At 30.7% G+C, this 13704-nt stretch carries 14 protein-coding genes; 8 read left to right on the forward strand and 6 right to left on the reverse strand.

The genetic code is table 11. The features are described 5' to 3' along the window. Window positions 1-14 precede the first annotated feature (14 nt). The 3 genes from AC15TD_RS07660 to AC15TD_RS07670 form a co-directional block, all read right to left on the reverse strand. The gene (locus AC15TD_RS07660; RefSeq protein WP_484451549.1) at window positions 15-1478 is read right to left on the reverse strand and encodes a DUF389 domain-containing protein; all 1464 of its coding nucleotides are present in this window, start codon (window positions 1476-1478) and stop codon (window positions 15-17) included. A 163-nt stretch (window positions 1479-1641) separates the two neighbouring features. After that, window positions 1642-2721, reverse strand: a complete 1080-nt coding sequence (locus AC15TD_RS07665) for a mannose-1-phosphate guanylyltransferase (RefSeq protein WP_484451550.1) — start codon at window positions 2719-2721, stop codon at window positions 1642-1644. Between the two features lie 4 nt (window positions 2722-2725). After that, window positions 2726-3322, reverse strand: coding sequence for a SprT-like domain-containing protein (locus tag AC15TD_RS07670; protein WP_484451582.1), 597 nt, complete (start codon window positions 3320-3322; stop codon window positions 2726-2728). A gap of 642 nt (window positions 3323-3964) precedes the next feature. Here AC15TD_RS07670 and AC15TD_RS07675 point away from each other — a divergent pair. Genes AC15TD_RS07675 through AC15TD_RS07685 form a run of 3 tightly spaced genes read left to right on the forward strand, consistent with a single transcriptional unit; the run spans window position 3965 to window position 7037 of the window. Beyond that, a complete protein-coding gene (locus AC15TD_RS07675; protein WP_484451551.1) occupies window positions 3965-5494 on the forward strand; it encodes a hypothetical protein in 1530 nt (509 codons plus the stop codon). A gap of 10 nt (window positions 5495-5504) precedes the next feature. Further along, entirely contained in the window at window positions 5505-6293 is a 789-nt protein-coding gene (locus AC15TD_RS07680; protein WP_484451552.1) for a methyltransferase domain-containing protein, read from the forward strand. A gap of 9 nt (window positions 6294-6302) precedes the next feature. Further along, on the forward strand, window positions 6303-7037 hold the full coding sequence (locus AC15TD_RS07685; RefSeq protein WP_484451553.1) for a glycosyltransferase: 735 nt from the start codon (window positions 6303-6305) through the stop codon (window positions 7035-7037). 28 nt (window positions 7038-7065) lie between these two features. Here AC15TD_RS07685 and AC15TD_RS07690 read toward each other — a convergent pair whose 3' ends face one another. From AC15TD_RS07690 to AC15TD_RS07700, 3 genes are read right to left on the reverse strand one after another with little or no spacing between them, the layout of a single operon-like run. Beyond that, window positions 7066-7701: an HAD family hydrolase gene (locus AC15TD_RS07690; RefSeq protein WP_484451554.1), complete on the reverse strand. Its 636-nt coding sequence runs from the start codon at window positions 7699-7701 to the stop codon at window positions 7066-7068. Window positions 7702-7704: 3 nt separating this feature from the next. Next, a complete protein-coding gene (locus tag AC15TD_RS07695; RefSeq protein WP_484451555.1) occupies window positions 7705-8388 on the reverse strand; it encodes an SDR family NAD(P)-dependent oxidoreductase in 684 nt (227 codons plus the stop codon). Beyond that, window positions 8381-9316, reverse strand: a complete 936-nt coding sequence (locus tag AC15TD_RS07700) for a M28 family peptidase (RefSeq protein WP_484451556.1) — start codon at window positions 9314-9316, stop codon at window positions 8381-8383. The genes AC15TD_RS07695 and AC15TD_RS07700 overlap by 8 nt, the downstream gene beginning before the upstream one ends. A gap of 142 nt (window positions 9317-9458) precedes the next feature. Here AC15TD_RS07700 and AC15TD_RS07705 point away from each other — a divergent pair, with 142 nt between their 5' ends. The 5 genes from AC15TD_RS07705 to AC15TD_RS07725 all read left to right on the forward strand — a co-directional run bounded on the left by AC15TD_RS07705 (window position 9459) and on the right by AC15TD_RS07725 (window position 13686). Continuing rightward, complete coding sequence (locus tag AC15TD_RS07705; protein WP_484451557.1) at window positions 9459-10565, forward strand: nickel-binding protein; 1107 nt, start codon at window positions 9459-9461, stop codon at window positions 10563-10565. 117 nt (window positions 10566-10682) lie between these two features. Then, window positions 10683-11234, forward strand: a complete 552-nt coding sequence (locus AC15TD_RS07710) for a nuclear transport factor 2 family protein (RefSeq protein WP_484451558.1) — start codon at window positions 10683-10685, stop codon at window positions 11232-11234. Between the two features lie 49 nt (window positions 11235-11283). Further along, window positions 11284-11763 (forward strand): YybH family protein, encoded by a 480-nt coding sequence (locus tag AC15TD_RS07715; protein ID WP_484451559.1) that lies wholly within the window; start codon window positions 11284-11286, stop codon window positions 11761-11763. 127 nt (window positions 11764-11890) lie between these two features. After that, window positions 11891-12262, forward strand: coding sequence for a group I truncated hemoglobin (locus tag AC15TD_RS07720; protein WP_484451560.1), 372 nt, complete (start codon window positions 11891-11893; stop codon window positions 12260-12262). Between the two features lie 29 nt (window positions 12263-12291). Beyond that, window positions 12292-13686: an FAD-binding oxidoreductase gene (locus AC15TD_RS07725; protein ID WP_484451561.1), complete on the forward strand. Its 1395-nt coding sequence runs from the start codon at window positions 12292-12294 to the stop codon at window positions 13684-13686. The last annotated feature ends 18 nt before the right edge of the window (window positions 13687-13704 follow it).

The following is a 13704-nucleotide window of genomic DNA, read 5'->3' on the forward strand; positions in this document are numbered from 1 at the left end:
ATTTAAATAAATCTTTAATTATCCCGTTTTACAACCAAAGTATCTAAATTCAACTTAAGTTTTAACCATTTCTCAAGCTTTTGTGTATCCTTTTGTCTTGATTGTTCATTAGTTAAAGAATCGACCCATTTGACAGTAAACACCGAAATAGTATCCATTTTAGTAAAGTTAGAATTGATTACGCTAGAATATGCAAATTGATCTAAATTTTCATAATTAATTTTAACCTCTTTAGTAAGTTCTTCAAAAGCAATATAATTTTTTTCCAATTTTGATAGTTGTCTGACTTTTCCTTCTAGAAAAGCAATTTTTTGGGTTTGAGATAATAAATCTAAAGAATCTCTATAGCGCAATTCTTCCATATATTTAAAATTATCTAACCCTCTAGATCGATTTTGATTGAAATTTAAAGTAGATTCTACTAAAGCGCCATAATCTTTCATTCTACTTTTCAGAATATTAATAGTAGATTCAGGTATTTCATCTAAACCAAAAGTATTAATATCAATTGAAGATATATTTCTGTCTGTATAGTTGTAAATAGCGTTATTCTTAATATACTCAAAATGAGGCAACTCTTTTAGTTCATTGTTAACAAAATCCTTAGCATCTCTAGCAAAATTACTTTCTTGCAAAACATTTACAAAAGTCCAAACAGCAGGTACCATAACTACAAAAGCGACCAACGAAGCAATTCTACCTATACGCTTACGTTTCGCAGAATTAACGTACTTAAGCATCGGAAACCTCAATACCTTTAATACAATAAAGGTAGCCATTGCAATAAAAATAGTATTGATGGTGAACAAATACATTGCCCCACCAAAATATTGCCAATTACCTTTTGCTAAGCCATAACCTGCGGTGCATAAAGGTGGCATTAAAGCAGTTGCAATGGCAACTCCAAAAATAACCGAGGCAATAGTGCCTCTTTTGGTTCGTGCAATTATTAAAGCTAAACCACCAAAAAACGCAATCAAAACGTCTCGAATATCTGGTTTTACTCGCCCTAAGAGTTCTGAAGTATCTTCACTTAATGGGAACAAATAAAAGAATAAAAAAGCTGTGAGTAAACTAAGAACAATCATTGTTCCTAAATTAATTAAAGACCGTCTTAAGGTATCAACATCATTAATAGCGATTGATAAACCAACACCAAGAATGGGTCCCATAAGTGGAGAAATTAACATAGCCCCAATAACAACCGCTGTAGAATTGGCATTTAAACCAATTGATGCCACAAAAATTGAACACACCAAAATCCAAGCTGTAGCTCCTTTAAAAGGAATATCATTTTTTATTGCTTGGATGGTAGCATCTCTATCTGTATCCTCTCTAAAATCCAACAATTCACTTAAAAACTTTTTGACATTGTCAAATAAGCCTTGAGCACCTTTTTTAATATCATCTTTTGATTGCTCTACCGCTTCTTCTCTTTTAGATTGTTCTTCAGAGAAATTGGATTTATTTTCTTCCATCTTTGATTAATTAGCTTACATATGTGTATAAATATAAAATATTCAATTAAATATTTTTAATATTTAATCAATTTAAGTTTTATTATTTTTTATGGATCAGACACAATTTACCAAGAATCATTTCGGTTAGCATCAACATAATTGTTATGGCTCATTTTATAAATTAACCATACTGCTCACCAAATGTATCTTTTACTTTATTCAGCACTTTTTTAATATCTTGTTCCTTTGATTTGGGATAAATTAACAACACATCTTCCTTATCAACGATAATATAATCCTGCAGCCCATCAACAACAACAATTTTATCTTTTTTGGTGCGTATCATATTACCGGTAGCATCTTCGGTTAATGTTCTTGAATTTACTACGGCATTATCACTCGCATCTTTATCTAACTTATCATACAAACTGCCCCAAGTACCGAGGTCATTCCAATCAAACTCTGCTGCAATAACATATACATTTTTTGATGTCTCCATAATAGCATAATCTACCGAAATGTTCTCTGCTTTAGCATAGTTTTCTTGAATAAACGTGTTCTCTTGTTCAGTATTATATACAGAAATTCCCTTTTTAAATAATTCAAAAAGTGTTGGTTGATTTTTTTGAAATGCTGCAACCACACTTTTCACACTCCACATAAAAATCCCTGCATTCCAAAGAAAATTTCCTTGAGCAATGAATTCCTTGGCTGTTTCGTAATCTGGTTTTTCTCTAAACTGATTAACTGCCTTGATATCACTAGAAGCTGTTTTGTCAAACTCAATATAACCATACCCTGTGTTTGGAAACGTTGGTTGAATACCCAATGTCATTAATGCATCATTTTCAATACAAAAATCAAATGCTTGTTGTACATTATTTGAAAAGGTAGTTTCATCTTCAATCCAATGATCACTTGGTGCCACAATCATTACAGCATCTGGATTTTCTTTTTGAATTTTTAAAGACGCATATAAAATACACGGTGCTGTATTTCGCATAGCCGGTTCTAAAACGACCTGACGTTGCGTTACGCTAGGCAATTGTTCAAAAACTAAATCATTATAACGCTCATTGGTTAAAATGAAAATATTTTCTTGTGGAATTAACTTTGCTAGTCTGTGAAATGTTTTTTGAATAAGGGTGTCTCCTGTACCCAACATATCATGGAACTGCTTTGGAAAATCTTGGGTACTTACTGGCCAAAATCTGGACCCAACACCTCCTGCCATTAAAATGGCGTAGTAATTTTTGTTCATATTATTAATTTAATAATTCGACTTCTGCATTTGGATTAAACAGATACAATTTTCCTGTATTTATTTCTATACACTCATAACGTTTTACGCGCTTTTGAGATTTTTTAAACACTTTCCCGTTGTACAATTTAAATGTGCTACCAATTGGCACTTCAAAAATATACGTTTTATTATTTGGTTTATCAAATTGTTTTAAAGCTAGTGCTAAATTAACATCTGTATCACTGGAGGCTTTTGGGTTTTTAAAATGTTTTGCTAAAAGAGATAACAAGTCATTTGGAAAAATATTAGGATTTAAAAATGGTAACATCAAGTGTTGAAAAGTTCGTTTCCACTCTACACCATGCGGTTTTATAAAACGACCATAGGCTTTGTAAGCTTCAAAATGAGCAATTTCGTGAATGAGTGTGATTAAAAATCGATATTCATTTAAGTTTGAGTTGACGGTGATTTGATGCTTACCATTCGGTAAGCGCATATAATCGCCATGACGTGTTTTGCGTTCTTTTTTAACTTTTACCGTAAGGTTATCATGTTTTAACAGGTTTAAAACCTGTGTCATGGCCTGTTCTGGAATATAACTTAAAAGGGCATCTTGCATCACACAAAAATACAGGAATTATTGAAAGTAAAAATATTGATTTTATACGAACTTTTGACTAACTTAGTTTAAAGCTAAATATAAAACATTAAAGCGATTCCATATTATAATATTACCATTCATTACCGAACGCACTTAAAAATGTAACAATGAACAGATAGAAAATTATGTATTTAACAATCGGACCAATTCAATTAATTTTAATTTTTATAATAGTTCCAATTGGAATATTCCTTTTAGGCTTTTTTCTAGGAAAAAAAATCAGGATATAAAAAGAGTAAAAGAAACTCAAAATGAAAGGAAGTATTAAAATTGTATCCGAATTTTTAGCCTGCTTTCAGAATTAAAAATTGATACCTATATATGTATAAATTCCTAATTCTTTGATGCCTACTTTTTCTTAACTTTCTTTAATCTCCCTACTTAGGTTTAGGCTCATTTCTAACTATAACCACTAAATGAGCCTATTCTATAAAAACAATTAAAACTGTATTTAAGATATACCTTGAAATATAATTTTTAAATCAAATTCACTTTCAACCAATAATAGTGTAATTATTAAAAGAAAAGCAATTGGTTTTGGGTAAAATTCGATAAATTCGCCTTATAAACAACTCCAATATACTTTAAAATTCAAACCACTTGGCATCTGCTGAAATAACTTATAAAAGCATATTAATAAAATTCTTAAGCAAGGCTAAATTAATTGTTGAGAATAACCCTATTTTATCGTATAGTATATTCGCAGTAATTGGGTGCCTCCTTTTAAACCTTGGCATTTTTAAAGATTATGCTTTTTTAGATGCTCATGAATTTATTTGGACAGCAGATATAGATTCAAATTTTAAAGATTTATTTATACAAGGCGGAAGGTTTTTATATGGCATAATTAGTGAATTTATATATGGTCCATTATGTTATTCCATATCAGATCTTAAATGGGTTCGATTATTTTCTCTATTGGCTTGTGTGATTTTTTCAATACAAGTATTTTCATTTATACTGAAACTAAAAATGAAAATATATGAATCTGCATTATTCTCTTTTTTAATTTTAACTATTCCTTCTTTCTCCGTTTATTATAGTTGGAGTGCTACTTATGAAATTCCGGTAGTATTAAATATTTCTTTTCTAGCTGGCATTCTCTTATTGAACGCCTGCGAAAATAAAATCAAACCATTAAATTATATAATTGCTGTTATATTAGTCGTCATATCTCTTTGTCTCTATCAATCAGCTGCTACAGCATTTCTTATCCCTTTTGTCTTTTCCTTTGTTTTAAGTAAAGACTTCTCACTAAGAAAAGCTGTTACTTTATTAGTTTTTTTGGGAATTACTTTCATATTATATTTTATTGTTTTTAAACTTTCTCTTTTCTGGTATGAACTTGATCCTATAAATAGAACCAAAATTGATATTATTAAACTACCTCTAAGAACTATAATTTTTTACTTTAAAGAAATGAAAATATTACTTTATGGTAGCAGTTTTTTAATATTTCCTACTCTGTTCTTAATAATTGGCGCATTTAGTTTTTTAGGATTTTTCTATTTACTCTATCAAAAAAGAACAAAAACAAATCAATTCTTTTATTTCATTTCATTTCTAATTTTAGTTTTACCTTTAAGCTATTTACCAAATCTTTTATCTGTAGATAATTATATGTGCAGCAGAACTATTGCTCCAGCTGCGATACTAATATTATTCTATCAGTTTTATTTCTTAATTAAACTAAGTAAGCAAAATCAAATTTTAAAAAAAATATCATTATTATTAGGTGTATTATTAATCGGTTTTAGTTCAATTAACTTGAATTTTTATATCACTGAAATTCATCATAAAGAATATATTGCGCTTAAAACTGCTTTTAATAAGGTTCCAATAGATAATCAAAAAAAAATAATATTTATTAAGCCCAAAAATGAATTTCTACAGGAATTTAAATTCTATGAAAAAGAATATGCAGATGAATTTGGACATATTTCATCATCTAGAATATGGGTGCCAGAACCATTATTCAATCAAATAGTAAAAGAAAGATTAGATTCTTTGGGCTTAGGAAAAGGTAAAATTTCAAATAAAATTGAGGTGTACGATTTGGAAAGTAAATTCAGTGATGCTAATTCAATTATTATTAATATAATAGATATTTTAAAAAAAGAATTTGAATGAAATCAATACAATGGATTTAATAGAAATTAATTTTAAACACATTAACAGACACCCGTGGGAGCTAGCTAGGAAAGCTATTGTTATCGAATTAATATCTAAATATATTTCCGCCCAAAATAGACGAATTGATGTTTTAGACGTAGGAAGTGGTGATGCTTTTTTAGCTAATAGTTTTACTAAACTACAAAACATTGAATATACTCATTGTGTTGATCATAAATATACTTTAGATTTAAAAAGGAAGATAAATTCTATTTACAACAATCAAAATTTAAAGTTATATACGAATCTTAATGAAATAAAAAATAGCAAAATTAATTTTATCACTTTGTTAGATGTTATTGAGCATGTTCCTAATGATGATACCTTTTTAAACAATATTTTAAAACAACCTTATATTAATGATAATACATATGTTTTAATTTCCGTACCTGCTTATCAAACTTTATTTAGTCATCATGATAACCTTTTAAAACATTTTAGAAGATATAACTTAAAGAAACTCAAAAACACAATCAACAAAAATAATCTAGAATTTATTGAAGGAGGATATTTTTTTACGTCTTTGTTAATCCCGAGATTCATAAATATGATTTTTGAAAAAATAAAAAATAAAAAAGGAAATCACTTACAAAAAGTTGGAAATTGGAAAGGTAGAAAAACAACTACCCAAGTTATAAAACACATCTTATTATTTGATTATCAGATAGGAAAGATACTTAGAAAAGTTAAAATTAATATTCCAGGTCTATCATGTTATGTTATTTGTAGAAAATCAACTATTAAAAAAACTATTTGAAAATTAAGAATGAAAGTTTTAATTATTATTCCCTGTTATAATGAAGAATTTCGACTAGCGACCGATACATTTTATAAATTTTCAATTAAACATCCAAATATACATTTTCTTTTTGTTGATGATGGCAGTACTGATAACACTTTGGGATTGTTACAATCATTATGCAATGCACGTAAAAATCTGAACTATCTTAATTTAAATCAAAATTTGGGTAAAGCAGAAGCTATAAGAAATGGTATATTGTCTGTAAATAATGCTAATGAAGAATATACATTTATTGGATATTTTGATGCAGATTTATCTGTCCCACTTAAAGAAATAGAAGCTTTTTTAGATATAATTAAAAAGAATAATGAGGTCGAATTTATTTTAGGAATACGCGTTGCTAGATTAGGAGCACAAATTAACAGAAATTTGTTCAGACATTATTTTGGTAGAGTTTTTGCTACAACGGTTAGTATCATATTAAAAGAAAATGTTTATGATAGCCAATGCGGAGCAAAACTGATACACTGTTCTTTAATCCATAAGCTTTTTCAAGATCCTTTTATAAGTAAATGGATTTTTGATGTTGAACTCTTATTTCGTTTCAAAATGATTTATACTAATTGTAATGATAAGATTATAGAATATCCCATTAATGAATGGAGTGAAATAGCAGGATCAAAAATAAAAATCAAATACTATTTACTTGCACCAATCGAACTTTTTAAAATATGGTTTAGATATCGTCAGTTTAACTAATTACAATTACCAAACTCGCTATACAAAATCAAATCATTTTTAAAAGCTCAAGCATACTACTAAAAGTTTTTGTTGCCAAACCTTCTAATTCCTTATCATAATCATGAGCTGTAAAACCATACACATCAAAACCCCCAGCAAGTGCTCCTTTAACGCCTAATAAGCTATCCTCGATAACAATACATTCGTGAGGTTGAAATCCCATAGTTTTTGCTGCCCATAAAAAAACATCAGGTTCTGGTTTAAATTTTTTAATAGTATAAGAGCTAAACATTTTGTTTTCAAAATATGGCAATAAACCCACTAAATCCAAATTAAACCTCATCTTCGACTCCATTCCGCTGGAAGCTACACAAAACGGTAATTTTAATTGCTCAATTACTTGGGTAACCCCTTCAATAGGTTTTAAATTAGTTTCAAATGACTTTAAACTTTGCTGTCTATATTGAGTTTCGAATGTTTCTGGTATGGGTTGACTGACTAAAACTTCAATAATTTTTAAACATTCTGAAAAATGACTGCCTTTAAAGTACTTCATGGCAAAGTCTAAATCTATATTAGCGCCAAGATGGTTAGCCATATTAACCAAAATTTGATTTCCTATTGGTTCACTATCTACTAATACGCCATCACAATCAAAAATTACACATTTATAGTGACTCATAAACTAAGGCGTAGAATTTGAAACTTGAAGTAGTTTACCATTAAAATATTTATTTCCGTTAATGGAAAAATCAAAAATATAGCAGGCCATTTCTAAAGCTGTTGTTGGTGCTTGATAACCTGGAAACGCTTCTTCCAGCATTTCAGTTTGCACCGCTCCAAGGGCTAACACGTTAAAACTAGGGCCCGCTTCTTTATATTCTTCAGCCCATAATTCTGTAAGTGTAATAACCGCTGCTTTACTTGAACTGTAAGCTGCCAAACCTGGAAATTTCATACTCCCTTGTACACCTCCCATAGAACTGATAGTAACCACATGACTATCCTTTTTCATGTAGGGAATTACAATTCTTGTCATTTCGGCAACACCAAATACATTTGCCTTATAAACATATTCAAAATCTTGAACTGTTGTTTCGGCAAACGGTTTATTTAAAAGTGTACCAGCATTATTTATTAAAACATCAACTTGCTTCCAGTTTTTGTTTATAAAATCTTTAACTTTTTTATAGTCTTTTATCTTAATTAAATCAAATGAAAAGGCAGTAACATTTTCAAGTTTAAGATTATTTATTGGTTGATCATTCCGCGAAAGCGCCAATACCTTATGTCCTGATTGCGAAAACAGTTTTACTAACTCAAAACCAATACCTCTGCTGGTTCCTGTTATAATTACATTTTTACTCATTATTCACTTTTATTTCTTTTGTATCTGAATTACAAATATGTTCTATAGCCGGAATCATTTTTTGAATCAAGCTCATCATATGCTCATAATCTAATTTATCTGCTTCATCATCCACATGATGGTAATAATCATAATTTGATAAATCGCAACTGGAAATGGTCTGGCAAGGTGCCTTAAAGACATTATAAAATGCAAAGTTATCTGATTGTCTGAAGAGATTATATTTTATAGCTATCTCAGAGCGCCCTATATAATTCGACCCTATTTGAGCATTCATAACAGTAGCCATGTTACTTAAATCGTAACCGGTTACAAAGGCTTCATAATCTCTATCTTTAAAGGGCACACCAATCATTTCAAAATTTAGCATTGTATAAAGGTCTAGATTGTTTTCTTTTAACTTATTGGCTAAATGATTAGATCCTAAAAGCCCCATTTCTTCAGCTGAAAATAAAGCAATTATGATACTTCGTTTATTATTATTTTTCTTGGAAAAATATTTAGCTAATGATAATACAGCACTCGTTCCGGCAGCATTATCGTTTGCCCCATTTGCAATAGAATCGTTTTGAAATGCATTTGAAAAGCCTATATGATCGTAGTGCGCACCAATAATTACAAATTCATTATTTAATTTAGAATCAGTGCCTTCTATTAGCCCGATGATATTATAACCAATACGGTCTTTAGCACTAAAGCTATCTCGATACGTTTGAAAGTAGGGCTTAATATTGTTTTTAATAAAGACATTTTCGATGTATTTGGCTGCCGACTCTATCCCTCTTGAACCCGTATCCCGACCTTGTAATTCATCAGATGTTAAAAATGCAACATGCTCTTTAACTTCATCAAGCGTAATTTGTATTTTACTAGATGATTTACAACTAACAATTAATATTAAACATAAAAAAGCAACTATTTTATTCATGTATATATTTTGAGCTTAAAGATAAAAAAAACAATACGCTACGCATTACTTTTATCTTACAAACAAAATTTTAGTCTGTTACATAAATTTCTTTTTTTGAATAATACACTAATAATCACTAAATTGGATAAAAATACATACTATGCCAATATATTTAGACCTCCATGAAATGCCTGATGGTGTTACTGCTGAACATGTTGCAGAAATGCATCAAGCCGATTTAAAAATTGAACATGAATTTAATTGTCGTGGATTAACATACTGGTGTGATGAAAAAAGACAAACAGCTTTCTGCTTGATTGAAGCTCCTAATAAAAAAGCTCTTAAAGAATTACATACTAAGGCACACGGTGATGTGCCATTACGCATCATTGAGGTTGATGGTAACATAGTTGAATCTTTTTTAGGACGTATTGAAGATCCGGAGAAATCTCAAAATACAGAACTAAATATAATAAACGACCCGGCATTTAGAGTTTTAATGGTCATTGAAACTAGTAATTATCTTGATCGACTTGAAGCCAATCAATATACCATATTTACTCAAAAATTCCATAATAGCGTTTCAAAACGTTTAAATCAATTTAATGGAAATATTGTAAAGAAAAACAATAATAACTATTTAGTGTCTTTTAAATCGGTTACAGATGCTGTATTATGTGCGCAAAAAATTCAATTTCAATTTAAATATGTAACACCTAAGTTTGACCCTTCAAGTAGAAAACTAAACATTGCATTAAGTTCAGGTATTCCAGTAACTGATAAAGAAAATATATTTGAAGACGCTATAACCTTAGCAACTCGGATGTGCGATATTATAAAAGAGCCTTTTGTTATTACCTCTGAGGTTAACTCACTTTATGAAAGTGAAAACAGAAATGCCACTATTGATAAAGAATCGGTAAGAATATTAAAAGTTGCTGAGGAAAAATTTCTTACTCAATTAATGGATTTTATTGAAGACAAATGGCATAAATCTGATTTTGATGTTAGTTTCTTTAGTAAGGCCATGGGCTATAGTAAATCACAATTAAACAGAAAGTTAAAAACCTTAACTGGGCTATCACCCAATAATTTTTTAAAAGAATTTAGACTGCATAAGGCATTACAATTATTATACAAACAAAAAGGAAATATTTCAGAAATCGCCTTTGAAACAGGATTTAATAGTGCCGCTTATTTTTCAAAATGCTTTCTAAACAAATACGGTATTCTACCGTCAAAATATATTCAGCAACATATAATGTAACATTATTGTGTCGCTAAAATTTTCAATGGCTCAAAATTCTACTTTTTTGAATTAAATGTAAAGGTTGGTTCATTTCACTCTTCATAGTTTTGATGTATAGCCAATAAATTCAAAATTATGAAAACAAAATTAAAAATTGCATTGATTATGATTTTTTCAATGTTCATTTCTCGGTGTAGTCAAGATAAGGCACCAGAACAAATACCAGACCTTATAGCCCCTGTGACTTCTAAAGCTACTTTAAAAGGAAAAAAGAAAATACCAGACCTGATAACCCCTGAATTTTCTGATGCCAAGTTAGAGGTGCAAGAAACATTTGGTGCAATTGCGCAAAGCATTATAAATGGTGACATGGATAAACTCATCTCTTTTCATGCTTATGGATCAAAGTTTACCGAATTTAAAAATGGAGAACTTCGCAATGGAGGTGATGCAAATGAAACTTACGAACGTAATGTTTTCGGTTCTATTACTGAAGTAGTAAAGTTTGACGCGAAAGATTTGAAAATTGCTGTATATGGAGAAGTTGCTAATCTCACGTTTCATTCAGATTTTCATTTAAAATTTGGTGAAGACCTTGTTATTGTGAATGACCAAATAACCTTGTTATTTGTTAAATCAAAAAAAGGTTGGAAAATGGTTCATGAACATCATTCACCATTAAACTAATTAGTGGCAAAACACTTAAAAACAACTAAAACCTTTAAAATATATTATTATGAGAACAAGATTATTATATACATTTATTATGATATTTGGTTTTTTATCTACAACCTGTATCGCACAAACGAACCTTATCAAAGCTCAATTCCCACAAGCTGAGAAGGAAGTCATGGCAACTTTTGAGGCTATTGCACAAAGCATAAAAGACGGAGATATAGATAAACTCATCTCTTTTCATGCCTATGGGCCAAAGTTTACAGAATTTAAAAACGGAGAACTAAGAAATGGTAGTGAAGCAAACGAAATCCACGAACGAAACGTTTTTGGTTCTGTCACCGAAGTATTAAAGTTTGACGCAAAAGATTTGAAAATTGCTGTATATGGTCACGTAGCCAATCTAACATTTCACTCTAATTTTCATTTAAAATTCGGTGAAGACCTTGTTATTGTAAACGACCAAATCACCCTGCTATTTGTGGAAACAAATGATGGCTGGAAGATGGTTCACGAACACCATTCTCCACTAAAAAACTAAAGGTAAAACTATTAAGATTTTGTAAAAGTAAACGGTACTTGGAAAATAACACATGAGCATTTTTCACAATTTGAAAAAACCACATAATAACTAATTTAATTAACAAACTAAACTAAAAACCAACCAAATGAAAACATTATTCGACAGACTTGGAGGCAGAAATGGTATATCAGCAATCGTTGATGATACCGTTGAGAACCACATGAACAACACAGCAGTAAATGCACGGTTTCTTCCTTTAAAAGAACAACCTGAACGATTAGCTATTATTAAAAATCATACGATTGATTTTTTTAGTGCTGGCAGTGGTGGACCAAACAACTATAAAGGAAAAGATATGGTAACGGCGCATACAGGCATGAATATAAGTCCTGCAGAATACATGCACGTAATGGATGATATTTTTATGGCTCTAGATAAAAATAATATTGATGAAAACTCTAAAAAAGATGTCTTATCCATTTTATGGTCATTAAAAGGCATGATGATAGGAAAATAAGTAATTGCAACCAACCTAAAACTATACAAATGAAAACATTAGTTAAAAATTTAAAGCCTGACATAATTGAAGGCTTAGCCTCAAAATTAAGAGGCGAACTTATAAAACCATCAGATTCCAAATATAACGAAACACGAAAAGTTTATAACGGCATGATTGATAAACATCCAGGTTTATTTGTTATGTGTGTTGATGTAGCAGACGTTATAGCAGCTGTAAATTTTGGAAGAGAAAACAATTTATTAATCGCCGTTAGGGGTGGTGGCCATAATGGGGGCGGATTAGGCTTATGTAATGATGGGCTTGTTATCGATTTATCTGGAATTAAATTTGTTCGTATAGACACTTCAAATAATACGGTAAGAGTTGGTGGTGGCAACCTTTGGGGAGAAGTAGATCATGCCACACATCCATTTGGACTAGCTGTTCCTGCTGGGATAATTTCAACTACTGGCGTTGGAGGACTTACTCTTGGCGGTGGCGTGGGTCACCTATCTAGAAAATATGGTTTAACTATTGATAATTTATTGGAAGTTGATATGGTTCTTGCTGATGGCACTTTTGTTACTGTAAATGCTAATCAAAATACCGATTTGTTTTGGGCAATTCGTGGGGGAGGTGGAAACTTTGGCATAGTTACCTCATTTAAGTTTCAAGCGCATCCTGTAAAAAATGTTATTGGAGGTCCCACTTTATGGCCTATTGAAAGAACTGAAGAAATCATGGAATGGTATCATAAATTCATTAATGATGCTCCCGATGAATTAAATGGGTTTATTGCTGCAATGATAATCCCTGGTCCACCATTTCCTGATTTCTTGCATGGAAACCAATATTGTGGGATTGTATGGTGCTATACAGGCAGCCAAGAGGAATTCGATAAGTTGATTAAACCAGCTATGGATTTAAATCCCGTTTTTGCTCATGTTGGTGAAATGCCATATCCTTCTATCCAAACCTTGTTTGATGGTTTAATGCCTCCAGGATTACAATGGTATTGGCGTGCTGACTTTTTTAATGAATTGGGACCCAAAGTAAGAGCACAACATTTAAAGTTTGGATCTAAAATTCCAACGCCATTGTCTCAAATGCATTTATATCCAATTAGTGGAGCCGCTAGTAGAGTTGGTATAAAAGATACGCCTTGGGCCTATAGAGACGCAAAATATGCAGGTGTCATTGTAGGCGTAGACCCAGACCCTAAAAATGCTGATAAAATCACCCATTGGTGTAAAGATTATTGGGAAGCTCTACATCCATATTCTTCTGGAGGCGCTTACTCTAACTTTATGATGGATGAAGGACAAGAACGCGTAAAGGCTAGTTATAAAGATAATTATGAACGCTTGGCTCGCATTAAAAAGACGTTTGATCCTAATAACTTGTTTAGAGTCAATCAAAATATTAAACCAACCGCTAATTAACAAAATAGCCTGCTTAAA

This window comes from Yeosuana sp. (assembly GCF_057126245.1).